Origin of the sequence: Streptomyces sp. NPDC005551 (assembly GCF_042871785.1) — a bacterium.
GTDB lineage: Bacteria > Actinomycetota > Actinomycetes > Streptomycetales > Streptomycetaceae > Streptomyces.
Genome location: NZ_JBIAJE010000001.1, coordinates 453,080 through 480,001, shown reverse-complemented (window position 1 = coordinate 480,001; position 26,922 = coordinate 453,080). Strand labels below are relative to the sequence as shown.

Annotated in this window: 20 protein-coding genes; 7 read left to right on the top strand and 13 right to left on the bottom strand. The window is 73.4% G+C overall.

All coding sequences use genetic code 11. The features are described 5' to 3' along the window. Positions 1-163 precede the first annotated feature (163 nt). From ACFYP4_RS01860 to ACFYP4_RS01850, 3 genes are all read right to left on the bottom strand, one after another. Positions 164-1,402: an SAV2148 family HEPN domain-containing protein gene (locus tag ACFYP4_RS01860; RefSeq protein WP_358853824.1), complete on the bottom strand. Its 1,239-nt coding sequence runs from the start codon at positions 1,400-1,402 to the stop codon at positions 164-166. Positions 1,403-1,504: 102 nt separating this feature from the next. Next, positions 1,505-2,821 (bottom strand): copper amine oxidase, encoded by a 1,317-nt coding sequence (locus ACFYP4_RS01855; protein WP_358853825.1) that lies wholly within the window; start codon positions 2,819-2,821, stop codon positions 1,505-1,507. Positions 2,822-2,958: 137 nt separating this feature from the next. Beyond that, positions 2,959-3,780: a Tat pathway signal sequence domain protein gene (locus ACFYP4_RS01850; RefSeq protein WP_358853826.1), complete on the bottom strand. Its 822-nt coding sequence runs from the start codon at positions 3,778-3,780 to the stop codon at positions 2,959-2,961. Positions 3,781-3,960: 180 nt separating this feature from the next. Between ACFYP4_RS01850 and glgX the strand changes: the two genes are divergently transcribed. The 3 genes from glgX to ACFYP4_RS01835 all read left to right on the top strand — a co-directional run bounded on the left by glgX (position 3,961) and on the right by ACFYP4_RS01835 (position 10,161). After that, positions 3,961-6,069, top strand: coding sequence for a glycogen debranching protein GlgX (glgX, locus tag ACFYP4_RS01845; protein WP_358853827.1), 2,109 nt, complete (start codon positions 3,961-3,963; stop codon positions 6,067-6,069). Between the two features lie 282 nt (positions 6,070-6,351). Further along, complete coding sequence (treY, locus tag ACFYP4_RS01840) at positions 6,352-8,712, top strand: malto-oligosyltrehalose synthase (RefSeq protein WP_358853828.1); 2,361 nt, start codon at positions 6,352-6,354, stop codon at positions 8,710-8,712. Between the two features lie 198 nt (positions 8,713-8,910). Further along, the gene (locus tag ACFYP4_RS01835; RefSeq protein WP_388781709.1) at positions 8,911-10,161 is read left to right on the top strand and encodes a M14 family zinc carboxypeptidase; all 1,251 of its coding nucleotides are present in this window, start codon (positions 8,911-8,913) and stop codon (positions 10,159-10,161) included. A gap of 132 nt (positions 10,162-10,293) precedes the next feature. Here the strand turns inward: ACFYP4_RS01835 and ACFYP4_RS01830 are convergent, their stop codons facing one another. Continuing rightward, entirely contained in the window at positions 10,294-10,845 is a 552-nt protein-coding gene (locus tag ACFYP4_RS01830; RefSeq protein WP_358853830.1) for a DUF1707 and FHA domain-containing protein, read from the bottom strand. A gap of 170 nt (positions 10,846-11,015) precedes the next feature. On the opposite strand from ACFYP4_RS01830, the gene treZ reads away from it, so the two are divergent. Beyond that, positions 11,016-12,773: a malto-oligosyltrehalose trehalohydrolase gene (treZ, locus tag ACFYP4_RS01825; RefSeq protein ID WP_358853831.1), complete on the top strand. Its 1,758-nt coding sequence runs from the start codon at positions 11,016-11,018 to the stop codon at positions 12,771-12,773. Positions 12,774-12,824: 51 nt separating this feature from the next. On the opposite strand, the gene ACFYP4_RS01820 is transcribed toward treZ, so the two are convergent. From ACFYP4_RS01820 to cyc2, 4 genes are all read right to left on the bottom strand, one after another. Further along, complete coding sequence (locus ACFYP4_RS01820) at positions 12,825-13,769, bottom strand: aminoglycoside phosphotransferase family protein (RefSeq protein ID WP_388781706.1); 945 nt, start codon at positions 13,767-13,769, stop codon at positions 12,825-12,827. 48 nt (positions 13,770-13,817) lie between these two features. Next, complete coding sequence (locus tag ACFYP4_RS01815; RefSeq protein WP_358853833.1) at positions 13,818-14,939, bottom strand: aminopeptidase P family protein; 1,122 nt, start codon at positions 14,937-14,939, stop codon at positions 13,818-13,820. Positions 14,940-15,115: 176 nt separating this feature from the next. Beyond that, the gene (locus ACFYP4_RS01810; RefSeq protein ID WP_358853834.1) at positions 15,116-15,970 is read right to left on the bottom strand and encodes a PDZ domain-containing protein; all 855 of its coding nucleotides are present in this window, start codon (positions 15,968-15,970) and stop codon (positions 15,116-15,118) included. Positions 15,971-16,018: 48 nt separating this feature from the next. Then, on the bottom strand, positions 16,019-18,256 hold the full coding sequence (cyc2, locus tag ACFYP4_RS01805) for a germacradienol/geosmin synthase Cyc2 (protein WP_388781702.1): 2,238 nt from the start codon (positions 18,254-18,256) through the stop codon (positions 16,019-16,021). 329 nt (positions 18,257-18,585) lie between these two features. Between cyc2 and ACFYP4_RS01800 the strand changes: the two genes are divergently transcribed. Both ACFYP4_RS01800 and ACFYP4_RS01795 read left to right on the top strand, forming a co-directional pair. Next, positions 18,586-19,446: an alpha/beta fold hydrolase gene (locus ACFYP4_RS01800; RefSeq protein ID WP_388781700.1), complete on the top strand. Its 861-nt coding sequence runs from the start codon at positions 18,586-18,588 to the stop codon at positions 19,444-19,446. Further along, on the top strand, positions 19,443-20,708 hold the full coding sequence (locus tag ACFYP4_RS01795; RefSeq protein WP_388781697.1) for a cytochrome P450: 1,266 nt from the start codon (positions 19,443-19,445) through the stop codon (positions 20,706-20,708). Before ACFYP4_RS01800 ends, ACFYP4_RS01795 begins: the two co-directional genes overlap by 4 nt. Before the next feature lie 66 nt (positions 20,709-20,774). Here ACFYP4_RS01795 and ACFYP4_RS01790 read toward each other — a convergent pair whose 3' ends face one another. Beyond that, positions 20,775-21,929 carry a damage-control phosphatase ARMT1 family protein gene (locus ACFYP4_RS01790; RefSeq protein ID WP_388781694.1) on the bottom strand — a complete coding sequence of 385 codons (1,155 nt, stop codon included), beginning with the start codon at positions 21,927-21,929 and terminating at the stop codon, positions 20,775-20,777. 364 nt (positions 21,930-22,293) lie between these two features. Here ACFYP4_RS01790 and ACFYP4_RS01785 point away from each other — a divergent pair, with 364 nt between their 5' ends. After that, complete coding sequence (locus ACFYP4_RS01785; protein WP_388781691.1) at positions 22,294-23,244, top strand: lytic polysaccharide monooxygenase; 951 nt, start codon at positions 22,294-22,296, stop codon at positions 23,242-23,244. Positions 23,245-23,571: 327 nt separating this feature from the next. On the opposite strand, the gene ACFYP4_RS01780 is transcribed toward ACFYP4_RS01785, so the two are convergent. From ACFYP4_RS01780 to msrB, 4 genes are all read right to left on the bottom strand, one after another. Then, positions 23,572-23,931 carry a DUF742 domain-containing protein gene (locus tag ACFYP4_RS01780; protein WP_388781688.1) on the bottom strand — a complete coding sequence of 120 codons (360 nt, stop codon included), beginning with the start codon at positions 23,929-23,931 and terminating at the stop codon, positions 23,572-23,574. Then, positions 23,928-25,541, bottom strand: a complete 1,614-nt coding sequence (locus ACFYP4_RS01775) for an ATP-binding protein (protein WP_388781685.1) — start codon at positions 25,539-25,541, stop codon at positions 23,928-23,930. The genes ACFYP4_RS01780 and ACFYP4_RS01775 overlap by 4 nt, the downstream gene beginning before the upstream one ends. Positions 25,542-25,638: 97 nt before the next feature. Then, positions 25,639-26,439, bottom strand: a complete 801-nt coding sequence (locus tag ACFYP4_RS01770; protein WP_388781682.1) for a VOC family protein — start codon at positions 26,437-26,439, stop codon at positions 25,639-25,641. Positions 26,440-26,501: 62 nt separating this feature from the next. Then, complete coding sequence (gene msrB, locus ACFYP4_RS01765) at positions 26,502-26,909, bottom strand: peptide-methionine (R)-S-oxide reductase MsrB (RefSeq protein ID WP_358855890.1); 408 nt, start codon at positions 26,907-26,909, stop codon at positions 26,502-26,504. Between the last annotated feature and the right edge of the window lie 13 nt (positions 26,910-26,922).

The following is a 26,922-nucleotide window of genomic DNA, read 5'->3' as shown; positions in this document are numbered from 1 at the left end:
CTTCTTCGTGGTGCTTTCCCCCAGTGGTCCCCACGATCGCACGGGCCACTGACAACGCGAGGACCGCATTCCGCTTGCCCGGGACGCCGGGGGCGCGAACCACCGGATCGGGCCGCGGCACCGAAGCCTCACGGAGCCTTCGCCCCACCGGACCGCACCGCCTTCAGGACACCGGCCGGGAGTCCGCCCAGGCGACCTCGAACTCCTCACGGTACGTGGGGAAAAGCCCCTCTTCGGTGGTGTCGCCCGGTTTGAGCACACGTCCTCCGCCGCGCAGCACCAGGACCGGGGCCTCCATGCCGCGCGTCCGGCGCAGATAGGACTGCACCACGGCGACACCGTCGGAGCCGTCGCCGTCCACCAGGTACGCGGTGAAGCGCGGGGTCTCGTCGAAGACCTGGATCTCGAAGGCGCCCGGATCGCGCAGCCGGGCGCGGACCCGGCGCATGTGCAGGATGTTCGTCTCCACGGCGCGGCTCAGCTCGCCGCGCTTGATGCCGAGTTCGCGCTCCCGGCGCTTCACCGCGCTGGAGGCGGGGTTCAGGAACAGCAGCCGCACCCGGCAGCCCGTCTCGGCGAGCCGCACGAGGCGCCGCCCGGAGAAGTTCTGCACCAGCAGGTTCAGGCCGATGCCGATGGCGTCGAGGCGGCGCGCGCCGCCGAAGAGGTCCTCCGCGGGGAACTGCCGCAGCAGCCTGACCCGGTCCGAGTGCACGCCGACCACGTCGGCGTACCGGTCGCCGACCAGGTTCTCCACCGCGTCGACGGGCAGCCGGCGCGCGGACGGTACGTCGCCGCCGGCGCCGAGGATCTCCAGGAGCCGGGCCGAGGCGCGCTCGGCCTGGGCCAGCACGGCCTCCGACAGCGCCCGGTTGCGCGAGACCACGTTCCGGGTGACTTCCAGCTCGTCCAGGGCGAGTTCGACGTCCCGGCGCTCGTCGAAGTAGGGCTCGAAGCAGGGCCAGTGCTGCACCATCAGCTCGCGCAGCTGCGGCAGTGTCAGGAAGCTGAGGACGTTGTCGTCGGCCGGGTCGAGCAAGTACCCCTTGCGGCGGCTCACTTCGCGTACGGCGACGGCGCGCTGCACCCATTCCTGGCCCGCGGGTCCGGCCGCCGCGACCACCCAGTCGTCACCGTGGACGGGTTCGTAGATGGGGCGCAGCACGGCGGCCACGACCGCGCGGAGCCGCTGTTCGACCAGATTCAGCCAGATGTAGGCCCGGCCGGCTCGCTGGGCGCGGGTACGCACCTCGCGCCAGGCGTCGGCGCCCCAGTCCAGTTCCGGGCCGATGGAGCCCATCTCCATCGGCCGTGCCAGGGACACCGCGCCGGGCGGGACCTCTGTGGAGTTCCCCTCGTGACTCTCGTCACCAGGAGGCAGCTCCAGCCCTCCCGAGCCCACCCGTGCACCGCCTTCCGCTCCCCCGAGCTCTCCCCTACTGAACGATCAAGGAAGGGTACTCCGGGAGCGGTCGGCGGTGCAGCCCGATGGACAGGTCGCTTCTCAACTGCCTTCTCGAGGACGCCCGTTCTGGTCGGCGAGGTCCGCGGGAGTGAGCGGATTCATAGCCGTGACGTCGCGCGGGGCGATGGAGAAGCCCTGCCAGTGGACCGGCATGGGCTGCTGGTCCTCGTCCCGGGCGACGTGGTGGAAGCCCACGTTCATCCACACGACCGGGTGAGTGAGCGTCTGTCCGTTGACCCACTTGTCGACGGACTTGCCGCCCCCGGTACCGCAGTTGCGCAGGTTGTCGCTGGCGAACTGCTCGCACTTCTTGTACTCGGTGAAGTAGATGTCGCTCTTGGTGTACGGACGGCCCAGGTACTTGGTGGTGGCACCGGGGACGATCTCGTACGAACGCGCGTGGTTGTCCTTGTTCTTGCCCGAGTTGCTGACGACTCGCCACCAGCGCATGTTCTTGGCGTTGCCCGCGAGTTCCTTGGTGACCTTGGTGCGGGTCGTCCTGTTGGTCGGCCCCTCGTTGCCCCGCGCCGGCGGGGTGACGACGGAGTCGTACTGCTCGACCTTGCTCTTGGGGGAGCCGTCCAGGCCGAAGTTGAGCCGCCAGAAGACGTTGTGGCTGTGGCTGGTGGCGTACGAGGTGGCGTTCTTGCCGAGCGGCCAGCCGCGGCCGTCACCGGCGTCGTAGTCACCGGGAGAGAGGCTGCCGGTGGCTCCCACGTTCATGTGGAGGGTGCCGTCGTCCTGGAAGCGCCACTCGGTGATGTACTCGTACCAGCCGACCTGGTTGACGGTGTAGACGAGCAGGTCCTTGCCCTGGGTCTGCCAGACCTTGTTCGCGGTGTCGCCCTGCATGCGGTAGGCGTGTCCCCGTGAACGGGTGGTGGTGCACAGGCCGTTGACGTTGGCGTGCTCCGGGTCCCAGGCCTCCGGGACCTTGACGGTCTTGATGGTGCCGCCGGGGCACTCGCCGGGCGCCATGTTCACCAGGCCCTGGCCGAAGCCCGCGCCGGTGAGGTCGCTGTACTCGGCGCGGCCGTCGTCGTAGGGCACGTGGATCTGGGCGAGCTTGGCGCTGGTGAGGACCTTGATCGGCTGGGCCTCGCCCTTGGGCTGGTAGGAGATGTTCTCCAGGACGAGCCCGGCCTCGCTCTCGTAGTGCCAGCACATCCGCCAGGTGGTGCCGGTGGCGAGCTGCTGCTCGATCTTGTACGCCGCGCTGCAGTCGGCGGCCGTCGGGGCGGCCTTGGGCTGGGCGACGGCCGGCCCCCCGGCCGTCGTCAGGCCCACGGCGAGCGCGGCGGCCGTGAGGCCCACCGCCGCCCGGCTGCGGGCTCGGCTGATTCTGTTGACGCGCATGAAGAAGTGACTCCCTTGCAAAGAGCACGAAAGACGAGCACGGAAGACGGGCGGGCCGCACGGGCCGGCCCGCGGCCGGACGGCGGTCGGCCGTCGGCCGGTGCGAGCCGTTCGGCGGCCATCGGCCGCCCCACGGCTCAGCCGAGCTTGCCGACCTTGCGGGCGCTCAGATCGATGACCAGGTCACGGCTGTCGATCCAGGGCCCGTTCCGGACCTTCGGGAAGAGCCGTACGCACCGGTGGTCGCCGCAGTCGGCGAGTACGGCGGGCTGGGCACCCGGAGTCGCCCGGTAGACCATGCTGTTCAGCAGCAGCTGACCGGGCGAGGTGAGTTCCTTGCCGGTGGCGTCCTTGTAGTCGGCCTTCAGCCCCGCCCCGAGCGGGTCGGCGATCAGCAGCTGGGCGGCCTCGGTCATCTCGTCGCGGCTGATGGGCGGCTGGACACCGTGCTGTGTGCCCGTCTGCTCCACCTTGCCGGTGTCGAGGTTGACGGTCCTGGTGACGAGCGTGTCGTCCTTGTAGTCGTAGAACGTCACCTCGGCGCGGCGGGGCGCGCCCGGGTCGTCCAGTTCGTCCACCTCGGGTTCGGCGAGGTTGACGCCGACGCGCTGCGGGCCGCGCTCGCCCTCGACGTTCTCGGAGGAGGAGAGCAGTTGCCGGTTCAGCGCGAGCTGTTCCACCCGCTTCATCTCGTCCCCGGTGAGCGGGTCGCGCCCCTTGCCCTTGTCGCCCTCCGCCGGTGCCTGCTCGACGACGCCGGGCTGCGCCGCCCCTTGCGCCGCCCCCTGCGCCGTCGCGCCGGTCTGCTGGGAGGACCGGCCCGTCCCCTTGCCGGCGTCCGAGTCGTCGGCCCCCGCCGAACCCGGCAGGGTCACCGCGACCATCGCCGCCGTCCCGGCCACCGCGATGGCCGCACCGGCCACCATCTTGCCGAGATGGCGGTGCACTATTTTGCGCACATTCTCCCCCTACTCCCCCTGTGTCGCTAGGAGTCCTTCGAGCCCCACTGGTTGGGCATCACGCGTATGCCCTGGTCATTGGGTAAGAGGGAGGTAAGTCCTAGGAGGTTCCATCACTTTCGGGGAGACTCGGCCCGGAGTCGCCCCCCGGGGCACAGCACTACTGGGAGAGTCGTATCCATGCAGGTCTGGCCTGGAGAGGCGTATCCACTCGGCGCGACGTACGACGGCGCCGGCACCAATTTCGCGGTCTTCTCGGAGGCCGCCGACCGGATCGAACTGTGTCTGCTGCACGACGACGGCTCGGAGACAGCAGTGGAGCTGCGAGAGACCGACGCGTTCGTACGGCACGCGTATCTGCCCGGCATCATGCCGGGACAGCGCTACGGATTCCGCGTGCACGGCCCGTACGCACCGGGGCGCGGTCTGCGCTGCAACTCCGCGAAGCTGCTGCTCGACCCGTACGCGAAGGCGATCAGCGGGGAGATCAAATGGGGCGAGGAGGTGTACGGCTATCACTTCGGGGCGCCCGACAGGAGAAACGATCTCGACTCGGCGCCGCACACGATGGCGTCCGTCGTGGTCAATCCCTACTTCGACTGGGGGGACGACCGGCGCCCCCGCACGGAGTACCACCACACGGTGCTCTACGAGGCCCACGTGAAGGGCCTCACCATGAAGCACCCGGCGCTGCCCGACGAACTGCGCGGCACCTACGCGGCGCTGGCCCACCCGGCCATCATCGAACACCTGACCGGACTGGGGGTCACGGCCCTCGAGCTGATGCCCGTCCACCAGTTCGTGAACGACCACCGTCTCGTCGAGATGGGCCTCAACAACTACTGGGGCTACAACACCATCGGCTTCTTCGCCCCGCACAACGCGTACGCGTCCTGGGGCGACCGCGGGCAGCAGGTCCTGGAGTTCAAGTCGGCCGTCCGGGCGCTGCACGAGGCGGGGATCGAGGTCATCCTCGACGTGGTCTACAACCACACCGCCGAGGGCAACCACCTGGGTCCCACGCTGTCCTTCAAGGGGCTCGACAACCCGTCCTACTACCGGCTCACCGATGATCCGCGCTACTACATGGACACCACCGGGACCGGCAACTCCCTGCTCATGCGCTCCCCGCACGTCCTGCAACTCATCATGGACTCGCTGCGCTACTGGGTGACCGACATGCACGTCGACGGTTTCCGCTTCGACCTCGCGGCGACACTGGCCCGCCAGTTCCACGAGGTGGACCGGCTGTCGTCGTTCTTCGACCTGGTGCAGCAGGACCCGGTGGTCTCCCAGGTGAAGCTGATCGCCGAGCCGTGGGACGTCGGCGAGGGCGGCTACCAGGTGGGCAACTTCCCGCCGCTGTGGACGGAGTGGAACGGCAAGTACCGGGACACGGTGCGGGACATGTGGCGGGGCGAGCCGCGCACCCTCGCGGAGTTCGCCTCCCGGCTGACCGGTTCCTCCGACCTCTACCAGGACGACGGCCGCCGTCCCCTGGCCTCGATCAACTTCGTGACCTGTCACGACGGCTTCACCCTGCACGACCTCGTCTCGTACAACGAGAAGCACAACGACGCCAACGGAGAGGAGAACCGCGACGGCGAGAGCCACAACCGGTCCTGGAACTGCGGGGCCGAGGGCGAGACCGACGACCCGGAGGTCCTGGAGCTGCGGGCCCGCCAGATGCGCAACTTCCTGGCGACCCTGATGCTCTCGCAGGGTGTTCCCATGCTCAGTCACGGGGACGAGTTCGCCCGCACCCAGAGTGGCAACAACAACGGCTACTGCCAGGACAGCGAGCTGTCCTGGGTGCCCTGGCCGGAGGACGGCAGCCCCCTGCTGGACTTCACGCGCGCGATGGTGTGGCTGCGCCGGGACCATCCGGTCTTCCGCCGCCGCCGCTTCTTCCACGGGCGGCCGGTGGAGGGCACGCACGACGACCTGTCGGACATCGCCTGGTTCACCCCGGAGGGCAAGGAGATGACCCAGCGGGACTGGGACTCGGCGCAGGCGGGGGCGCTGACCGTGTTCCTCAACGGTCACGCGATCTCCGAGCCGGGCCCCCGTGGGGAGCGGATCTCCGACGACTCGTTCCTGCTGATGTTCAACGCCTCACCGAAGACGCTGGAGTTCGTGATCCCGGTCGACCACGGACGGCAGTGGGAGGTGATCGTCGACACCGCACGCGCCGACGGGATGCCTCCGGGCACCGTCCAGAAGGTCCAGGCCGGTGACCGGCTGACCCTGGTGGACCGGAGCATGACGGTGTTGCAGCGGCCCGCCTAGGGCGTGTGGCGGAGGGGCACGCACGCGTGGCGGGGCGTTCCGCGAGGACGCCCGCCGTGTGCGTGCCCCTCCGTCACGGCGGGGCGGCCGCTTCCGGCGACGGCCCCGGCGCGCGCCCGCGACGGCAGGCGGACGAAGGGCGCGGCGACCGCGTCCGGACGCGGCGCGGACGCCTGCGGAAGCAATCGCCGCGCCCTCGTCCGCTCGAAACCGGCCACCCGCGCGCGTACGTCCGCGTGAGTCCATGTCACGAAGGGCGGCCCGGCGGGTACGTAGGTCTGCATGACATCTGAGCGTCCTGACCCGGTGACGGTACCCACGGCCACCTACCGGCTGCAGCTGCAGCCGGAGTTCCCCTTCGCGGCCGCGGCGGCGGCCGTGCCGTACGTGGCCTCGCTCGGGGTCTCCCATCTGCACCTCTCCCCCGTCCTGGAGGCCGTCCCGGGCTCGCTGCACGGCTACGACGTTGTGGATCACGCGCGCGTACGGGCCGAACTCGGCGGCGAGGAGGGGCTGCGCTCCCTGTCCCGTACCGCGCGGGAGCACGGCCTGGGGCTGGTGGTCGACATCGTGCCGAACCACATGGCGACGGCCCCGCGCCACAACCGCCCCCTGTGGGAGGTGCTCCGCGAGGGCCCCGACTCGCCCTACGCACGCTGGTTCGACATCGACTGGCGGGCCCAGGACGGCCGGCTGCTGCTCCCGGTGCTCGGAGCACCGCTCGGCGACGAGATCGAGCGGCTGAAGGCCGACGGTGACGTGCTGCGCTACTACGACCACGAGTTCCCGCTGCGCGAAGGCACCGCGGACCTGCCGCTGCCACAGCTGCTCGACGCGCAGTGGTACCGCCTCGCGTGGTGGCGGCTCGCCCGGACCGAACTCAACTACCGGCGCTTCTTCAGCATCTCGGAGCTCATCGGGGTGCGCGTGGAGGATCCGGAGGTGTTCACCGCGACCCACGGGAAGATCCTGGCGCTGCTCCACGAGGGCGTGATCGACGGCCTGCGCGTCGACCACCCCGACGGCCTCGCCGACCCCGACGGCTACCTGCGCCGCCTGCACGAGGCGACCGGCGGCCGCTGGACGGTGGTCGAGAAGATCCTGGCCGACGGCGAACCGCTGCCGGCGCCCTGGCCGGTGGCCGGCACCACCGGATACGACGCCCTGCGCCACGTGGACGGCCTCTTCGCGGACCCGGCGGGCGCGACGGACCTCCTCGGCCGGTTCCGCCGGTTCGCGGCCCCCGAGGACGATCGGGGCGGCCGCTGGGAGGCCACCGTGCGGCGCGCCGCCCACGAGGTCGTCACCCACGAACTGGCCACCGAGGTCGAGCGCCTCACCCGCGCGGCGGACCGGCTGTGCGCGACCTCCTCCGAGCCCCGGCTGCGCGACCGCGCGCCCTGGGCGCTGCGCACCGCGCTGCGCGAGCTCCTCGTCCGTCTCGAGGTCTACCGGCCGTACGCCTCAGGGGACGCCGCCTCCGTCGTCACCGAGGAGGCCGCGGCCGAGGCCCGCAGTGCGTTCACGGTGCCCGAGGAGGCGCGGGCCGTGGACGTCGTACGGGACCTGGTGCTCGGGCGGGCCGGTGACGGGCCGGAGCACGCGGAGTTCCGTGCCCGGTTCGCGCAGACCTCGTCCGCGCTGCGCGCCAAGTCCATGGAGGACACGGCGTTCTACCGCCATGTGCCGCTCCTGTCGGCGAACGAGGTCGGCGGGAACCCGGGGAAGCCGTCGGTGTCCCCGGAGGAGTTCCACGCCTACTGCGCGCGCGTGCAGCGCGACTGGCCCGCCACGGGGACCGTGCTGTCGACGCACGACACGAAGCGCAGCGCCGACGTGCGCGCGGCCGTCGCCGTGCTCACCGAGTGCCCCGGGCGCTGGGACGACGTCCTGGCCGAGGTGACCCGCCCCGGACCGGACGCCGGGCCCGACCCCCTGCTGGCGTGGGCCGCCTGGCAGACGGTGTTCGGGCTCGGCCCGGCGGACGAGGAGCGGGTCCAGGGGGCGCTGCTGAAGCACGTCAGGGAAGCGGGGCTGCACACCACGTGGACCGAGCAGGATCCGGCGTACGAGGAGACGGTGACCGCGTTCGTCGCGGAGGGCCCGTGCGGGGCTCCCGGGCGGCTCGTGCACGACTTCCGGGCCGGCGTCGAGCCGCACGTCCGGGCGAACGCCCTGGGGGCGGCCCTGGTCCACCTGACGATGCCGGGCGTGCCGGACGTCTACCAGGGCACGGAGGGTGAGTACCGCGCCCTGGTCGACCCGGACAACCGCCGTCCGTTCGCGCCGCAGGAGCACCCCTCGGCCAGGACGGCGCTCACCACGGCCGCCCTGCGGCTGCGGCGGCGGCGCCCCGAGGTGTTCGGCGGGGCCGCGACGTACGCGCCCCTCGCCGCGGCGGGCCCGGCGGCGGCGCACTGCCTCGCCTTCGTACGTTCCGGAGAGGTGCTCACCGCGGTCACGCGGCTGTCGCTGCGGCTGGCGGAGGCGGGCGGCTGGCAGGACACCCGGCTGGAGCTTCCGCCGGGACGGTGGACCGATGTGCTGGCTCCGGGACGGGAGTTCGCGGGGCACACGAGCGTGCGGGAGCTGTTCGCGGAACTGCCGGTGGCACTGCTCGAACGGGTGCCGGAGGTCGGCTGAGGCGGCCCCGAGGGCGGGGCAGACCCGCGGAGGCGAGGCGGAGATCCGGCGCCCGGCGGCAGGCGCATGGCCCGGCGTCGCCGTCCGTACCCCTGTCCGGGCGGCTCGGTGCCCCGCGGAGCCGCCCGGGCGTTTGCTTGACACGTCACCCAGTCCGTGGAGTACTGCGAAGGCGACGCCGGACGGGACACGTCGGGGGTGAGTCCACTGCCGGAGCTGCGCTACCTCAGTGTGTCCGAGATCTTCTCGTCGGCCCGGGCGCTGGCGGACCGCCGGCCGGGACTGTGCACGCTCAGGCAGGTCGGTGTCTCGCGCGCGGGCCGGGCGCTGCACCTGCTGTCCGTCGGTCCCGCCTCCCGGGCGGTGCTCGTGGTCGCGGGAGCCCACGCGAACGAGCAGACCGGAGGTTCCACGCTGCTGTCCCTGGCCGAACGTGTCCTGCTGGAACGCAAGTTGCGGGCCGACACCTCGTGGCACTTCCTGCTCTGCGCGGACCCGGACGGCGCGAGTCTGCACATGGCGCCGGCGCCCCGCACCCTGCTCGACTACCACCTCGGTTTCTTCCGTCCCGCCGGGCCCGAGCAGCCCGAGTGGTCCCCGTCGGTGCTGCCGCCCGACCGGCTGCCGCCCGAGACACGGGCGCTCCTCGGGGTCATCGACGAACTGCGGCCCTACCTCCAGGTGACCCTGCACGGAACCGATCTGGGCGGCAGCTGGGTGCAGTTGACCAAGGACGTCCCGGGACTCGCGGAACCGTTCGCGAAGTCCGCGGCCGAGCTGCACATCCCGGTCGAGACGGGCCCCTCGGACGCGGCCGGCTGGCCGGCGTCGGGGCCGGGCGTCCACGTGATGCCGGCCCCCGGCTCGTACGCGGCGTATCCGAGCATGCCCGACGACCCACGCCACAGCACCTGGTACCACGCCCACCGGTACGGCGGTCTGACCGCCGTGGTCGAGGTGCCGATGTGGGCGAGCGACCTCGTGGACGATCCGGCGCCCCATCCCGCCCCGGCGGCGGCGCTGCGGCACCTGGCACGCAGGCTGGAGCGGGACGCGTCCGAGGTGCAGCGGATCCTCGCGGAGGCGCTGCCGCGGCTGCCGGGTCCCGAAGGACCGCTGCTGCGGGCCGCGCAGTGGGCACTGGAGCTGGTGCCGGGGCTGGCCGGCGACTGGGCCGGCGAGCCGTTGCCGGACACCACCGTCGCGTACGTCGGCAGTGTCGACGCGTTCGGCCGGCGCCTGCCCCTGCGGGCGGCGGCGATGCTGCTGCGGGTCCTGCGGGAGTCCGACGACCGCGCGGCCCCTCGCCTCGAACGGCTCGTCACCACCTGGAGCGAGGCCTTCGCCGCCCGTTTCCGCGCCCGCTGGGTGCCGCTCGAGCACCAGGTCGAGCACCAGTCCCGCACGGTCGTCGCGGCGGCCCGCCACGCCCGCCGACGGACGGGCTGAGCGAGGGCGGCACGCGCATCCCGTACCGCTCTCCCGTCACCACGGGAGCACGCGGAACCCGAGGGACACACCGGGAGCCGCGAGCGGGAGCGGGTCATGTCCCTTCGCGCGGGCCGGAGTTCGTCGGCTGCATCACTCCGACGCGAGCTTGAACGCCATCCGTCCGAAGGCGACCTGGTCGCCGTCCCGCACCACGGCCGCGCCGATCACGCGCCGCCCGTTCACCGTCGTGCCGTTGGTCGAGCCGAGGTCGCGCAGCACCCACAGCCCGCTCTGGCGGCTCAGTTCGGCGTGCACGCGGGAGACCGTCTCGTGGTTGAGCCGCAGGCCGCTGGCCGGGTCCCGGCCGATGCGCAGCGGGTAACCGCTTCTGCCCTGCGGCAGCTGGAGCTTCGGAAGCCGCTCGGCCTGCCAGGCCCTGCGCAGCCGCACGGAGAAGCCGGAGACCGCCTCGACGGTGCCGAACACCAGGCGCGACCAGCGGCTCTCCGTCGACAGGTCGGCGGTGAGCACGGCGAGTTCCTCGGAACGCCGGGCGGCGAGCGCCAGTTCCATGCGCCGGATGAACGTGTCGTGCGAGAGACGCCCGAGGGCGACGCCGTCACGGAGCACCTTCAGCGCGCTGTCGCGCTCGGCGTCCGAGGGCCGCGCGGGGTACGTGTGGAACTCGAAGGACGACGTCACGGAGGTGATTGTCGGACAGCATGCGCGGAGTGTCCAGAAAACGGGGAAGGACCACAGCGTCCGACGGAGTCGTCCGGCGCGGCAAAAGGGTCGATTCAAAAGCGAATTGATCTCGCGTGACGCACCATGGACGGGCGACGTCACGCTGAGCAGACGAGGGAGAACCGTCCGTGCAGTTCGAGGTGTGGGCACCACAGGCCGACCGGGTCACGCTCCGGTGCGGCGACTCCACGCACGCGTTGGGGCGCGATCCGGACCGGGCCGGATGGTGGACGGGAGAGGCCGACGCGCAGGACGGGACGCGGTACGGGTTCGCCGTGGACGACGGGCCCGTACTGCCCGACCCGCGCTCACGGCGCCAGCCGGACGGCCCCGACGGGCTGAGCGCGGTCGTCGACCAGGGGCGGTACGCGTGGCGCCAGGCGTGGCCGGGACGCGGCCTGCCGGGCGCGGTGCTGTACGAGCTGCACGTGGGGACGTACACGCGCGAGGGCACGCTGGACGCGGCCGCCGAGCGGCTGGGGCACCTGGCGGAACTGGGCGTCACGCACGTAGAGCTGATGCCGCTCTGTCCGTTCCCCGGCCGGCACGGCTGGGGGTACGAGGGGGTCTCGCTGTGGGCCGTGCACGAGCCGTACGGCGGGCCCGAGGCACTGAAGAGGTTCGTCGACCGGGCCCACGAGCTGGGTCTCGGCGTCGTCCTCGACGTGGTGCACAACCACCTGGGCCCGTCCGGCAACCACCTCCCGGCGTTCGGGCCGTACTTCACGGACACCCATCAGACGCCCTGGGGCTCCGCCGTCAACCTGGACGCGCCCGGCTCGGACGACGTGCGCGCGTTCCTCATCGGCAGCGCGCTGGCCTGGCTGCGGGACTACCGCCTCGACGGGCTGCGCCTGGACGCGGTGCACGCGCTGGCCGACACGCGGGCGCTGCACTTCCTCGAGGAGCTGTCGGCGGCCGTCGACGAACTGGCCGCCGATCTCGGCCGGCCGCTGTTCCTGATCGCGGAGTCGGACCTGAACGATCCGCGGCTCGTCCGCCCCCGCAAGGAGGGCGGCCTCGGGCTGCACGCCCAGTGGAACGACGACTTCCACCACGCCCTGCACACGACCCTGACCGGTGAGGGCCAGGGCTACTACGCTGACTTCGCGCGGGCCCCGCTCGCGGCACTCGCCAAGACGCTCACGGCGGGTTTCTTCCACGACGGTACGTACTCGAGCTTCCGGGGCCGCCGGCACGGCCGTCCGCTGGACCGTACGCGCGTGTCGGCGCACCGCCTGCTGGGCTACTCCCAGACCCACGACCAGATCGGCAACCGCGCCGTCGGAGACCGGCTCTCCGCCTCCCTCTCCCCCGGGCTGCTGGCCTGCGGCGCCACGCTGACGCTCACCGGCCCGATGACGCCGATGCTGTTCATGGGTGAGGAGTGGGCGGCCGGCACTCCCTGGCAGTTCTTCACCGACCACACGGATCCCGAGCTGGCGGACGCCGTACGCCGCGGCAGGCGCCGTGAGTTCGCGGCGCACGGCTGGGCGGAGGAGGACGTGCCCGACCCGCAGGACCCGGTGACCCGGGAGCGCTCCTGCCTCGACTGGTCCGAGCTCGCGCCGGAGCCGGCCAACGCGGTGCACACGCGCGTACTGGCCTGGTACCGCGACCTGATCGCCCTGCGCCGCCGCCACGCCGACCTCTCCGACCCCGGCCTCGCGGCGGTCAAGGTCGCCTACGACGAGGACGCCCGCTGGCTCGCCCTCGGACGCGGCGACGTGCGGGTGGCCGTGAACCTGGGCAAGGAGCCGGCGGTGATTCCGCTGGGTCTGCGGCGCGCACGGGTACTGGCCGCGTGGGAGCCGGTCGCGACCCCGGGCAGCGACGGGCTGCTGAGCCTGCCGGGCGAGTCGTGCGTGGTGCTGACACAGGCGTGACGAGGGGCGTGCCTCGTCCGGGCCGGGACGGCCTCCGCCGCCCCGGCCCGCTCAGGACCCCTCGTCCGCCCCGCCGCCCAGGTCGCTGACGCGCTCCAGGAGGATCGGCTCCCAGGCGCGGCGGAGCCGGGTGCGCAGGAGCGGCAGGCTTCCCTCTCCGGGGCCCCGGAGCCGCCCGGCGAGGCGCACCACGGTGTCGCAGCGGGCCAGCCACAGGCCGCGCAGACAGGGACGCGCCCCGTACCCGGCGAGTGTCGCGGCGCGCACGGCCGCGGGGGCGCCGACGGCGACGGCGAGCCCGGCGATGTCCTCGGCGGGGTCGCCGACTACCGCGCCCGTCCAGCCGAGGACACCGCGTACCCGCCCGTCGCCGCTGACTACGAGATGCTCGCCCCGGAGCCCGTGGTTGACGAGGACCGCGGCGCCGGACTGTGCCCCGAGCTGGGCCGCGGCGGGCGCCGGGAACCGGGCGAGCCGGGCTGGGTCGAACTCGTCGGCGGCGGCGAGGTCCCGGGCGGCTTCCCCGGCCGCGGCGCGCAGTGTCTCCAGGGAGCGCGGCGCCTCGCGCGGGACGCCGAGTGTCTCGGCCTGCCGTACGGGGACTTCGCGCAGGCCTGTCAGCAGCCCCGCCAGATCCGCCTCGCCGACCGCCGACACGGCCTGCTCCTCGGCACTGCCGCCGGGCAGCCTGGCGTCGAGCGTGTAGGTCAGGCCGTCGTCGGGCCATTCGCCGTGCGCGACGCTCACCGGCACCGGGACCGGGATGTGCGGCCGTACGAGATCGCGCAGCCGCAGCTCGCGGCGCTGCCGGGCGGCGGCCTCGCGGTCGGGGGCGAGCCGCAGCACATGGCGGGTGCCGACCCACCAGGTGCGGTGTCCGCCGTCGTCGGTGACGGGCCGGACGCCCGGCCCCGCGTCGGCCTTGCCGCCGTCGGCGAGCAGTGAGCGGACCAGCCGGCGGACGGTGTCCGCGGTCGGTGTCGGTGCCTGGGTCATGGTCGCGCCATCGCCGTTCGGGACGTGGTGGGGGCTGCCGGCGCCCGGTCAGCCGACGATCATCAGGTCGCGGTCGGTGGTGTTGAGGCGGCGTCCGCCGTCCCCGGTGACGGTCACGATGTCCTCGATGCGTACCCCGAACCGGCCGGGCAGGTAGATGCCGGGCTCCACGGAGAAGCACATCCCCGGGACGAGGGGCTGCTCCTCGCCCTCGATCATGTAGGGCGGTTCGTGGGTGGTGACACCGATGCCGTGGCCGGTGCGGTGGATGAAGCGGTCCCCGTATCCGGCGTCGGTGATGACCGCGCGGGCCGCCCGGTCGACGTCCTGGCAGGCGGCTCCCGGCCGCACCGCCCGGACGCCCGCCTCCTGGGCCGCGCGCACGATGTCGTGCACCCTGCGCTCCTCCTCGCCCGGTTCGCCGACGTGCACGGTGCGGGAGGTGTCGGAGCCGTAGCCGTGCTTGAGTCCGCCGAAGTCGAGGACGACCATGTCACCGTGCTCGATGACCCGGTCACCCGCCTCGTGGTGCGGGTTGGCGCCGTTCGGGCCCGAGCCGACGACAGTGAAGTCGACCTGGGAGTGGCCGTGCCGGCGGAGCAGGTCGGCGAGGTCGGCGGCGACGTCCGTCTCCCTGCGACCGGCGAAGGGGACCTTGACGATCTCCTCGTAGGTGGCGTCCGCGGCCGCGCCGGCGGCGGCCAGCCGTTCGAGCTCCGCGGCGTCCTTGACGGCGCGCAGCATCGGCAGGGACTCGGTGAGGGAGGTGTAGCGCGTGTCCGGCAGCCGTTCCTGGAGGCCGAGCAGGTGCAGGGCCCACGCGTTGTCGCTGACGCCGAAGCGGCCCGCGCGGTCGAGGAGCGAGGTGGCCGCCTCGTACGGGTCGGTGCCGTCGGTCCAGTCGCGGAGCGTCAGCGCGCTCGCCGCCGCGGCGGCTGCCGCGTCGGGGGCCTCCAGGGTGGGCACGACCAGGACGGGGTCCTGGCCCGGCCTGAGCACGAGCAGGGTGAGGCGTTCGGTCTCGACGGGCCGGTACCCGGTCAGCCAGACCAGGTCGGGTCCGGGTGCGACCAGGACTCCGTCGAGTCCGGCGTCCGCGGCGGCCTGCGCCGCGCGCCGCATCCGCGCCGCGTAGTCGTCGGCGGTGAAGGGTGCGGGTGTGCCGGTCATCCATGTCTCCGTCCGGAGTTCCCCAGGGGCCTACGGGCAGCATCCTGCCCTTCCGGTGCGGCGGACGCGAGCCGGTTGCGTCGGCGGATCGGGGGTGGCGGCGTCGGCAGGCGCAGCGGTCGCGCGGCCGTACGTCCGCTCGGCGTCCGTGCAGACGTGCCCGGGGGTGGCGCGGCTCAGGTGACGACGCCCGGGGTCGCGGACAGCCGCTGACGGGCGCCGTCCGCACGCCGCACCGTCACGGTGACCGGGGAGCCGGGGCGCGCGACCGCCACCGCCCGCGCGAGTCCGTCGGCCGAGCGGACGCGCGCCGTGCCGAAGCCGACGAGGACGTCACCGCGCACCAGACCCGCGGTGTAGCCGGGACCGGGCACGTGGACGCCGACGACGAGCGCCCCGCCCCTCGGCGCGTCCACAGCCTCGACGCCGAGGGTGGCGCTCACGGGCTTCTGAGCCGGAGCGGCCGTCCCGGATCCCGAAGCGGCCGTCCCGGATCCCGCCGCCGCCCCGGGTCCCGAAGCCGCCCTGGACGAGGCCGGCTTGGACGGAGCGGATGCGGACCCGACGGACGGCTGGTGACCAGTGCCTTTGCCGAGCCGGTCGGGTCTGCCGGGCCTGCCGGACTCGCCCGACTGCTTCGGGGAGCCCTGTCCCAGGGTGCGGGACTCCCCCGGCGTCCCCGGGCGCGCCGATGGGCCCGGCGCGCCCGGCGCGCCGGTGCCGGTCTGCTTCCGCAGGTCCGCGAGTTTGCTCATGCCGATCACCGTGGCGCCCACCGTGCCGAGGCCGACGCCCGACAGCACCAGGGCCGCTCCGACGAACAGACCGAGGAGCAGGGTCATGAGCCGCCTGCCGCGCCGCCATGCGGTGTGCGGGCGCCGGGAAGGACCCCCCGGCATGCGGACACCGCCCGGTTCACCGGTACCACCCGGCTCGCGGTCACCACCCGTTTCGCGGTGACCGTCCGACGGGCGGGCGTCGCCGGGCTCCCGGCCCGGCATCGGCTTGGGACGCAGTGCAGTCTGTTCCATGGTTCGCCTCCGGGAGGTGCTCTACCCGGCACTCCGGCGCGCGACGATTCACGAACGAGTGAGACTGTCCGTCGTGTTCGAGAAGTCCGTCCGCCCCGGTCGCCGCTGCGCGGAGAGGGGCGCCGTGGTCCCCGACCAGGTGAACGGCAGGGCCGGCGCCTTGTCGGGGACGAAGCCGTGAGCGCGCCTGGCGAGGTCGGCGGCCCCGTAGCGGCGGCAGTCCTGGTGCCACTTCAGGATGCCGGCCAGCCAGTTCTGCAGTTCCCCGACATAGCCCCGCATGATGTCGCGCGCCTCCTCCGAGAGCCTGAAGTCCTCGTACAGGATCGGCAGTTCGTGTGCGGCGACGTGCTGGAACTGCTTCATGCGCTGGGTCATCAGGTCGTGGACGACGCCGAGGGCGGTCGGGTAGTCGCAGCCGAAGAAGTTCTGCACGACGAGGATGCCGTTGTGCACCTCGCCCTCGTACTCGATCTCCTTCTGGTACGAGAAGACGTCGTTCAGGAGCATCGCGTAGTCCATCGCGGCGTTCTCCAGTGAGCGCACCGGACCACTGCGGTACACCTCGGGGGGAACCTCCTTGCCGTGTCCCAGCCGGCACAGGCTCATGGTCAGCTCGGAGCCGAAGGTGGCGCGGCGCATCTCCAGGTAGTCGACCGGGTCCGGGATGCGGTTCTGGATCTGGTTGGCCAGTTCCCACACCCAGCTCTCCGTCATCACGTCGACGGCGGCCTTGAACGTGCGGCGTGCCTGCGGTGTCATCCCCGCCGTCGTGCGCGTCCACAGGTCGACGAGGCCGCGTTCCATGCCGTTGGCGGGGGCCGGGGGCTCCTCGCCGTCGACGGGCATGCAGGCCGACAGGCGCGCGGTGCACGCCTTGGCCGTCGCCAGGTCGCGCCGGTGCCCGAAGACGAGCGGGTAGTAGTCGTCGCCGTAGGTGCCCCAGGCGAGCCACTGGGAGGCCAGGTCGAGGCCTTCCGGGGTGGCGTCCGGATGGATGCCGGCCGCGCACAACGGCAGGTCGTAGGCGGCGAGTTTGTCCTCGTCCCAGACACCCTCCGACAGGATGCCCACGGCGTGCGCCCAGCCGGTGATGCGATGCCGCGCACCGTCCAGGTGGGGGCTGAGCGTCAGCGGGAAGGGCATGTGGAAGTCGGGCAGCCGGGACGGGCCGACCTTCTGAAAGGGCACGTGGGTGAACGACCGCAGCCGCTGCGCACCGGCGGCGGAGAGCAGGGCGCCGATGTCGGCCGCCGAGGTGCCGGCCCCGAAGGCACGGAAGGGCTCTCCCGTGAGTGCCCCCTCGTTCATGTACCGGCTGGAGCGCAGGTGCCATTCGTGGCCGCCCGACTGCCAGTCCTGGAGCCCCTGCGTGTACGCCGCGACGGCCGCGACCTCGTCCGGGGCGAGCCCCTGCTCCAGGGCGAGGGCGGGCACCTCGGTGAACGCCGTGTGCTCGAACTGGTGCAGCCGCGAGGTGAGGACGTCGTTGACGATCTCGGCGGCCTCCTGCGTCGTACAGCCGAAGAAGGTCTCCAGGACGAGGACGCCGTTGCTCAGTTCGCCCTCCTCCTCGACCTCACGCTGGTAGGAGAAGAGGTCGTTGCGCAGGTGCACCCCGTCGGAGAACGTCTCCATCAGCACCCGCAGCGGCCGCGACTCGGCGACCCGGGCGGGCACTTCGGCGGTCGCGTACTCGACGAGCCCCGCCGACCAGGGGGCGCCGCCCACCTTGCGGCGCATCTCGATGTACTCGACGGGGTTGGCGACCCGCCCCTCGTTGATGTTCGACAGCTCCCAGAGCGACTCGTTCAGCAGGTGCTCGGTGGAGACGGCGAAGCGCCTGCGCCAGTCCGGGGACATCGAGGGGACCGTGCGCGCCCACAGGTCGGCGAGTCCCGCCTCGACCGGGTTCCGCGGCTCCGGTACCGGGGTGGCCAGGTCGAGCGGCATGAACAGCGGCAGCCGGTCCAGGTAGGCCTTTCCGCCCTCGCGGTCCTGGCTGCGTTTGAAGGTTTCGAGGAAGTGGTCGTCGAAGAAGAACACCCACACGTACCAGTCGGTGATGAGCGAGAGCGCGGGTCCGTCGCAGTCGGGGTGGGTGTAGGCGCACAGCAGTCCGTAGTCGTGCGCGTCGAGGTCGGACTGTTCCCAGATGCCGGAGCCCTCCAGCATGCCCATGCCGCGCGCCCACTGCGTGGTGTGGGCGCGGGCCTCGTCGACGTGCGGGTTGAGCCGCGCGGAGTACGGCATGTAGAAGTGCGGGAGTACGAAGGGCTGCGTCATGGCCGGGCCCTACCCAGGGCCTCCCCGGGGCATCCGTGAGCCCGGACATGATCACACCATCGCGTGAATCGGCGCCGTAAGGCCCCCCGGCGCGAGCCTCAGGTGTCTGTCCCGCTCGCGGGCCGGTCTCCCGGGTGCCGGTGCGCCTCCTGTCCGGCCGGGCCACCGTACGGGGTGCGCGCCCCGACGGCCGGGCCGGGTGCGCCCCTCGACGGGCGGGTCCGGGCACGCGCACCCTGACGGACCGGGCCGGGGGCACGCGGCGTGCCTCCTCGTGCGCCCGCGTGCGCGCCCTTGTCCCGCGGCGGTGTGCCGGTCACCGTAGGCGCATGACCTCCTTCGTGCTGCCCCATGAACTGCACGGCGCCGGCACCCACAAGGTGTTCGCGGTGCACGGCTGGTTCGCCGACCGGTCGGCGTACGCGCCGGTGCTGCCGGACCTCGACCGCACGGCGTTCCAGTACGCGCTGGTGGATCTGCGCGGTTACGGGGCGGCCCGGGACGCGGCGGGCGCGTACACGACCGCCGAGGCGGCCGCGGATCTGCTCGCTCTCGCCGACCGGCTCGGCTGGGAGCGGTTCTCGGTCATCGGGCACTCGATGGGCGGCGGCGTCGCGCAGCGGCTGCTGGCCCTCGCCCCGCGGCGGCTGCGGCGGATCGTCGGGGTCTCGCCGGTGCCGGCCTCCGGGCTGCCGTTGCCCGGCGACCAGTGGGGGCTGTTCGCGGACGCGGCGCACCGGCCGGAGAACAGACGTGCCATCCTCGACTTCACCACCGGAAGCCGTCGTCCGGCCGCCTGGCTCGACCGGATGGTGGCGCGCTCCCTGGCACGGAGCGACCCCAAGGCGTTCCGCGCGTGGCTGGACTCCTGGGCCGGTGAGGACTTCCACGCCGAGGTCGAGGGCGCGACGGTGCCGGCGCTGGCGGTGACGGGAGCGCTCGATCCCGCCCTGTCGGCCGGGCTGATGGCTCAGACCTGGATGCGCTGGTACCCGCACGGCTGCCACCACGAGTTCCCGGCGGCCGGCCACTACGCGATGGACGAGACGCCCCTGGACCTGATCGCGGTGGTCGAGGCGTTCCTGCGAGAGGACGACGAGGACCGCGAGGACGCTTCGGACGAGGTCGGCGAGGAGACCCGGCCGGCCGCGCGGGGCGAGTCCGCTCGCGCGGCGGGCGAGTCCGTGTGAGCGTGCGTGAGACGCCGCCACCCGTCCCGGACGTCTTCGATCCGCGGCGGTACGGTGACGGCGTCCCGTACGCCGCCTACCGCGTCCTGCGCGACCACCACCCCGTCGCCTGGCAGGACGAGCCCGAGGTGCTGGGCTGGCCGGCCGGCCCGGGGTTCTGGGCGGTGACACGGCACGCGGACGTGGTCCGGGTGCTGAAGGACCCGGCGGCCTACTCCTCGCACCTGGGGGCGACCCAGATCCGCGACCCGGATCCGGCCGACCTGCCGTTCGTCCGCCGCATGATGCTCAATCAGGATCCGCCGGACCACGGCGGGCTGCGGCGGCTCGTCAGCCGTGCGTTCACGCCCCGCCGCATCGAGCGCTTCGAGGCGTCGGCACGCGAGCGGGCCCGCACGCTCCTCGCGCGCGGACTCGACGGGGCCCGCGCGGGCGACGGCACCTGCGACCTCGTCGCGGACGTCACCGACGACTACGCCCTGCTGAACCTGGCCGACCTGCTCGGCGTACCGGAGAGCGACCGGGGCCTGCTGCTGCACTGGACGCGGCGGGTCATCGGCTACCAGGACCCGGAGGAGGCGGGCGAGCCGCTGCGCGACGGCACGGGCCGGCCCCTCGACCCGCGCTCCCCCGCCGCTCTGCGGGACATGTTCGCGTACGCCCGGGACCTGGCCGCCCACAAGAGGAGCCGTCCCGCCGACGACCTCATGTCCACCCTCGCCACCGACCCCGAACTCACCGAGCCGGAACTGGAGATGTTCTTCTTCCTGCTCACGATCGCGGGCAACGACACCGTACGCAGCGCCGCGCCCGGCGGCCTGCTGGCACTCGCCGGACACCCGGAGGCGTACGCGGGACTGCGGACCGGCCGACTCGAACTCGCACCGGCCGTGGAGGAGTTGCTGCGGTGGCATCCGCCGGTGCTGACCTTCCGGCGTACCGCGGTCACCGACACCACGCTCGCCGGGCGGCGCATCCGGGCGGGCGACAAGGTGGTCGTCTTCCACGCCTCGGCCAACCACGACGAGCGGGTCTTCACCGACCCGGGGCGTCTCGACCCGGCCAGGACCCCGAACCCGCACGTCTCCTTCGGGGACGGTCCGCACGTATGCCTCGGCGCGCACTTCGCACGGCTGCAACTGCGGGTGCTGTACGGGGAGATGCTGCGGGTGGTGCCCGCGCCGCGGGTCGCCGGGCCCCCGGTCCGTCTCGTCTCCAACTTCATCAACGGCATCAAGTCACTCCGGTTGCACGTGACATGAGACCCCGGACCGGCCCCGGACGAGTCACCTTGACCGCCTGATCCCCCGCTCAGGACCTTGCCTGGCTCAGGGCCTTGCCTGGATCAGGGCGTGGGTGCCGCTCGTCCGCCAGCTCTGCCCCTCGGCGGCGACGAGCGAGGACTCCGTCCGGGGCGCGAGACCGACGACGACGTCGGACTTGAGGGTGCGCAGGGCGGCGACGGGGCCGGGGAAGTAGGCGGTGGCTCGGGCGAAGGGCGTGGTGGGCGGCCAGTCGCGGTCCCCGACCAGACGGCGGTAGTTGAGGTCGCCCTTCAGGAGGGTCACGTCGGCTTGCGCGAACTCGTGGGCGAGGTCGTCGGGCATGTCGGCGTAGGGCAGCGGCGCACAGGAGAAGGGGTGGGTGCGGACCGCGAGGCTGCCGTCGGTCAGCGCGACCCGGAGACGGCGACCGGACTCGGCGGCGGCACCCCCCGCCCCGGTCAGCCGGTGCACGGCGTCGAGCAGGTCGGCGGTCGTGGCGTCGGAGACGTAATACGGGTACGGCTTCAGGTGCAGCACGACCCGGTCCGCACGGCCGTGCAGCAGCAGGTGGTCGATGAGCAGCAGGTCGGGGATCAGTTCCCGGCCCGCGTTGTCCGCGACCAGGCACACGGTGCCGCCACTGAACAGCGCCCAGAACAACTCGCTCTCGTCGGCGACGAGTTGCCTTTCGGCGGACGGACCCCCGGCGGCGGAGAGCTGGAAGCCGAGGTCGGCGCGGTTGCCCCACAGCGAGCCGTGCAGGAGGGCGGTCGCCCGGTCCTGGGCCGGCCGCGCGGCGAGTTGGTCGAGCGCGGCCAGTTCCGCGTCGGCCTCCGGGGTGTCGAGTTCGGCGAGCTTGAAGGGGCGGAAGGGGTCGACACCGCGCCAGGGACCCGGGGCGAAGTACCCGACCGCTTCGAGGAGTCGGCGGTAGAAGTAGCTCTCCGCCCAGAGGAACGGCACCTCGAACCAGGAGCGGCCGGCATACGCCCGCAGGCCCCAGGCGTCCCACTGCGCCCCGTCCGCGGCGTCCGGCCCGAGCGGTTCCAGCACTCCTTCGGTGACGCTCGTCAGCAGCGCGTCGAGGGCCCGGCGCCGGTCGGGGCCGTAGGGGAACGCGTCCAGTACTTTCCGGATGAGGGCCGGATGCCGCTCGGCCAGCACGCTGTGCGGGAAGGACTCCGGGTCACTGCTGACGATCACGGGGGCGTCGGGCATGCGGTTGCGTTCCTCCGGTGCGGGGCAGGACCTCGCAGGCACAGTAGCGTCCCCGGCCGGCCCACCGGGGCGCACCCGGCCCACCCCGCATCGGCGGCCCGGGCGGGGGCGCGCGGACCGCCCGCTGCGGCGGCCGGGGGCCGGGGGCCGGGCATTCCTGTGCGGCTGCGGGCGGGACACGTCGGGCCGGATCACCGGAGGGCCCCGTTCAGGCGCCCGTGTCGCCGAGCCGCCACCCCCTCCGGCCGGGCACCTGCCTGCGGGCCCGAGACCGGCCGGCGCCCACCCGCTGAACACGCGGCCCGCATTTCCCGTACTGCACGGGGAACGGCCCCCTTCGCCACAGCCCGAGGAGCCCCACCGGATGACCGCACACCGCACCGCCGCCGCGGCCGCCGTCGCCGTCGCGGCCCCGCTCCTGCTGACATCCTGGGCCGCGGGACCGGCGCAGGCCCACGGAGCGCCCACCGATCCGGTCAGCCGGGTCGTGGCGTGCTCGCCGGAGGGCGGAAGCCGTGCCGGGTCCGCGGCCTGCCGGGCGGCGATCGCGTCGAACGGCGCGCCGTTCACCGCCTGGGACAACCTGCGGGTGGCGGGCGTGAACGGCAGGGAGCGCCAGGTGATCCCCGACGGGCAGCTGTGCAGTGGCGGTCTGCCCGCCTACAGAGGGCTCGACCTGGCCCGCGCGGACTGGCCCGCCACCCGCCTCTCGCCCGGCGCTCCGCTGACCCTCGCCTACAGCTCGACGATCCCGCACACGGGCACGTTCAGGCTCTACCTGACGAAGCCGGGGTACGACCCGGCGAAACCGCTGACGTGGTCCGACCTGCCGACGCGGCCGTTCGCCACGGCCACCGACCCGTCCCTGGTCAAGGGCGCCTACCGCATCGCGGCGAAGCTCCCCGCCGACCGGTCGGGCCGCCATGTGCTGTTCACCGTCTGGCAGAACTCCAGCACGGCGGACACGTACTACTCGTGCTCGGACGTGGTGTTCGCGCGGATCGGGGGCGGCGGTACGGCGGGGCCGGCCGCGCAGGCGCCGGGTTCGGGCGGCGCGAGCGCCGCGGCGAAGCCGAGCCGGCCCGCGTCCTCGAAGACGCCCGAGCCCTCGGAACCGGCGTCGACGTCCGCGGCGGCTCCGGCCGAGGCCGCGAAGCCCGCCGAGGACGTCGCGGCCGACCGGTCCGAGCCCGTGGCGGACAGCGGTTCCCGTGGGCCGGCGGCTCTGCCGTTGCTCGCGGGTGGCACCGGGGCGCTCCTGCTCACGACGGGTGTCGCGCTCGCCCTGCGCCGCCGCCGGGGCCGGGTCGGCTGACGAAGACCACCGGGTCGCCCGCCCGGAGTCCGGGGGCCGGGACGCGTGCTGCACGGCGGCGGGCGGAGCCCCGGACAGACTCCGCCCGCCGCCCGGATCTCAGGTGCTGCTTCTTCTTGCGAGCCTGGACGACGCCGAAGACGATGAACGCCGGGACGATTCCGAACAGCGGCGAGAGAGGGACGCCGCCAGGCCCCTCACAGGCCGGCACGGTCGAAGCCGCGGTTGATTGCACGACGCCTCCCTACGCCGGCCCTGCGGAGCCCTGAACTCCTCGAGCGTGTCGACCTCGTTCCCGCATCGGCACGTTCGACGTCACCCCTGTCCTCAGAGGCGGTCGCGGAGTGCGTCGAGCACCTCCTGGAGGACACCGGGGTCGGGCGGCCGGGCGGCGGGCACGGGCGCCCTGGTGACGAGGTGGCCGCTGTCGACGAGGTCGGCGGCCAGCACCTTGGTGACGCTGACCGGCAGCTCCAGGTGCGCGGCAGCCTCCGCGACCGACAGGGCTCCCGGCCCGCACAGCTCGACCAGCCGGCACTTCTCCGGGCTCAGCGGGCCCGGCGGCGGATCGTAGGCGCCGACCAGCAGGGTGCCCGGCTCGAGCGTGTTGCGGGTGGGGTGCGCGCGGCCGTCCGTGACCACGTACACCCGTACCAGGCGCCCCGCCGGTGGCCGCCGGGGTGTCATGACGTGCCGCCGTCGTCGTCCCGCGGCACATCCGCGGTCGTCTCCCGGGCCCCGGCCTCGGAAGGTCCGGCGGCCCGGCCCCGGCGGAGTCCGCTCGCGAAGGCGCTCATCCGCCGGGCGTTCTCCTCGGCCGTGCGGACCGTGTCCGCGTCGTGCCGAGCGGCTTCCCGGCCCGGCACACGCTCACCCGGCCCGCCTCCATGACCCGGCACACGCTCACCCGACCCGCCACCCCGGCCCGGCACGCCCCCCTCGGCTCCACCGGCCGTCTCACCCGGCCCGCCCGCAGCGACTCCCTCGGCCCCCACTGCCCCCACAGCTCCCCTCCCTGTCTCGGTTCCCTCTCTCGCCCCGGGTCCCCCGGCCGTCGGCACGCGACCGGCTCCCGGCACCCGAGGCGTCGTACGTCGCCGCCGCCTCGGCAGCGCCTGTGCCGCGTCCCCCTCCGCCGCGCTCCCGTCGGCACCGGCACCACTGTCGGCCGCCGGGAACACGAGCAGCGCCGGCGGGATGCGGACGACGGCGCGTACTCCTCCGTAGGGCGACCGGGTGTCCACGGAGACGGCGAGGCCGTACCGGGCGGCGAGCGCGCCGACGGTCGCGAAGCCGAAGCGGGGCGGGTCGCCGAGGCGGGTGACGTCCACCGGGTGACGGCCGGAGAGCAGGTCGGTGGCGTACTCGGCCGTCTCACGGTCCAGGCCGGCACCCGCGTCGTCGACCCGCACGCAGGCGCCGTCGGGCACCGACAGGATGTCGACCTCGACCGTCGTGCCGGGCGGGGAGTGGCGCGTGGCGTTGTCCAGCAGTTCGGCGAGCGCGAGGACCACGGGTTCCACCGCCCGGCCCGCCACGGTCACGTCCGCCCGCCCGCCGACCCGGATCCGCCGGTACTCGGGGATGCGGGAAGCCGCCCCGCGCACCACGTCGGTGAGGTCGCAGGCCTCCCGTCCCCGCTCGGGCCAGGAGCCGCAGAGCACGGCGAGGGCCTGGACGGGGTGGGCGATACGGGCGTTGAGGTGGTCGACGCCGAGCAGGTCGCCGAGGACGTCCGGGTCGTCGTACCGGTCCTGCATCCCGGCGACGGCCGCCTGCTGTTCGTCGGCCAGGACTCCGACCGAGCGCATCGCCTCCCCCAGGGCGGCCCGCGCGGCCCGGTCGGCGTCCGCCCGCGCCCGCTCGACCGCGCCCGCGAACCGTTCCAGCACCGCGTCGAGGCAGGCCGCGAGACCGGTGCCGGCCAGGCGCGCGTCCAGCGGGCCGGTGTCCACGAAGGTGAGCGGCCGGTCGGTGACGGCGGACCGGCCCGCGGGCGCGGGTTCGTCGGCCGCGAGGGCCGGGCCGGCTCCCGGCGCGTACGCCCCGCCGCCGGGCGTCGGCGGATGCACCGGCGCCATGGGCACCGGCGGGCGCACCCCGTCGTCGGGCCCCGGCAGCCGCACCGCGACCAGATGCCGTATCTCTTCCTCCCAGGCCCGCAGGCGGTCGGCCAGCCGGGCGTGGTGAGCACGCTGGACGGCGATGACCCGGCGCTGGCGCACGAGCAGGACGGTCAGGGTGAGCAGGCCGGCCGCCAGGAGCGCCCCCGCCGCATCCGGTGTCCAGGCGGGCATGGTCCCCCTCCGCGCCGCGGTGCCGAGACCGTTCTCGGTGCGGCCCCCTCAACTACGTACAGGACGAGCGGGTTGCTCACCACCGGCGCGCGCGGTCTCAGGGTGCCGCGCGCGAGGTGACCGTGAAGCGCGCCCCGTCGGGGTCGGCGAGGACCGCCTCGTCCACGTCGGTCCCGCGTCTGAGGGCGCTGCCGCCGTGGGCGAGGGCGGCCGTGACGCAGGCCTCCACGTCGGTGACGGCGAAGTGGATCTGCCAGTGCGGCCGCAGGGCCGGGTCGGGCGCCGCCCCGAGAGCGCCGGAGTGGATCCGGGCCACCACGAGTCCCCCGCTGGTCAGGACGACCTCGTCCCCGTCGTAGTGGACCTCGCAGCCGCCGGGGCGGGTGGACGCCCACTGCAGGACCTCGCCGTAGAAGATCGCCGCGTCGAAGGCGTCGCGGGTGTGCAGCCGTACGAAGGCGGGCGCGGCCTGGCGCCAGTGCTCCCAGCCGGCCACGAGCGCGCCCTCCCAGACGCCGAAGACGGCTCCGTCCCGGTCGGCGAGCACGGCGGCCCGGCCGGGCGGGAAGGCGATCGGGCCCACGGCGGTCGTCCCGCCCCGCTCCTGGCTGCGGGACACGGCGGCGTTCGCGTCGGTGACCGCGAAGTACGGCGTCCAGGAGACGGCCGTCCGCCAGGCGGTGGCCACCTCGGCGGCGCCCGCGACCGGTACGCCGCCCGCACGGGCGGTCCGGAACTGGTCCCCGAACCCGCCCGTGCTCCACTCCCAGCCGAGCACGGCGGCGTAGAAGGCCTCCACGGCCCCCAGGTCGCGCGCGCTCAGGCTGACCCAGCACGGCGCGCCGAACACCGAGTGGCTGGAGAGCACCTCACCGTGGAGCGCTTCGTCTCTGTTCATCCGGCCCAGCATCTCCCGTCCCGGCCCGGGGCGCACCGTCGGTCACCCAGGCGGGTCGCGGGTCAGCCCTCGTCGGGCGTCAGCCGCAGCGAGATCGAGTTGATGCAGTACCGCTGGTCCGTGGGTGTCGGGTAGCCCTCGCCCTCGAAGACGTGCCCGAGGTGGGACCCGCACCGGGCGCACCTGACCTCCGTGCGGAGCATGCCGTGCGTGCGGTCCTCGATCAGTTCGACCGCGTCGGTGTCCTTGGGGTCGAAGAAGCTGGGCCAGCCGCAGTGCGACTCGAACTTCTCCCCGGAGGTGAAGAGTTCGGCGCCGCAGGCCCGGCAGGAGTACACGCCCGTGGTCTTGGTGTCGGTGTACTCGCCGGTGAACGCCGGTTCCGTGCCGGCCTTGCGCAGGACGGTGTACTCGGCAGGAGTCAGCTCCGCGCGCCACTGCTCGTCCGGCTTCTCGATGTCGTACGCCATGAAGCTCAACCCC

Excerpts from the sequence above, each read along its gene's own strand:
- ACFYP4_RS01815 (WP_358853833.1), bottom strand. The coding sequence starts at position 14,939 with ATGACCGGCACACCCGCACCCTTCACCGCCGACGACTACGCGGCGCGG.
- ACFYP4_RS01775 (WP_388781685.1), bottom strand. The coding sequence starts at position 25,541 with ATGCCCGCCTGGACACCGGATGCGGCGGGGGCGCTCCTGGCGGCCGGC.
- ACFYP4_RS01855 (WP_358853825.1), bottom strand. The coding sequence starts at position 2,821 with ATGCGCGTCAACAGAATCAGCCGAGCCCGCAGCCGGGCGGCGGTGGGC.
- treY (WP_358853828.1), top strand. The coding sequence starts at position 6,352 with ATGACATCTGAGCGTCCTGACCCGGTGACGGTACCCACGGCCACCTAC.
- ACFYP4_RS01770 (WP_388781682.1), bottom strand. The coding sequence starts at position 26,439 with ATGAACAGAGACGAAGCGCTCCACGGTGAGGTGCTCTCCAGCCACTCG.
- ACFYP4_RS01780 (WP_388781688.1), bottom strand. The coding sequence starts at position 23,931 with ATGACACCCCGGCGGCCACCGGCGGGGCGCCTGGTACGGGTGTACGTG.
- glgX (WP_358853827.1), top strand. The coding sequence starts at position 3,961 with ATGCAGGTCTGGCCTGGAGAGGCGTATCCACTCGGCGCGACGTACGAC.
- ACFYP4_RS01790 (WP_388781694.1), bottom strand. The coding sequence starts at position 21,929 with ATGCCCGACGCCCCCGTGATCGTCAGCAGTGACCCGGAGTCCTTCCCG.
- msrB (WP_358855890.1), bottom strand. The coding sequence starts at position 26,909 with ATGGCGTACGACATCGAGAAGCCGGACGAGCAGTGGCGCGCGGAGCTG.
- ACFYP4_RS01820 (WP_388781706.1), bottom strand. The coding sequence starts at position 13,769 with ATGACCCAGGCACCGACACCGACCGCGGACACCGTCCGCCGGCTGGTC.
- ACFYP4_RS01800 (WP_388781700.1), top strand. The coding sequence starts at position 18,586 with ATGACCTCCTTCGTGCTGCCCCATGAACTGCACGGCGCCGGCACCCAC.
- cyc2 (WP_388781702.1), bottom strand. The coding sequence starts at position 18,256 with ATGACGCAGCCCTTCGTACTCCCGCACTTCTACATGCCGTACTCCGCG.
- ACFYP4_RS01810 (WP_358853834.1), bottom strand. The coding sequence starts at position 15,970 with ATGGAACAGACTGCACTGCGTCCCAAGCCGATGCCGGGCCGGGAGCCC.
- ACFYP4_RS01785 (WP_388781691.1), top strand. The coding sequence starts at position 22,294 with ATGACCGCACACCGCACCGCCGCCGCGGCCGCCGTCGCCGTCGCGGCC.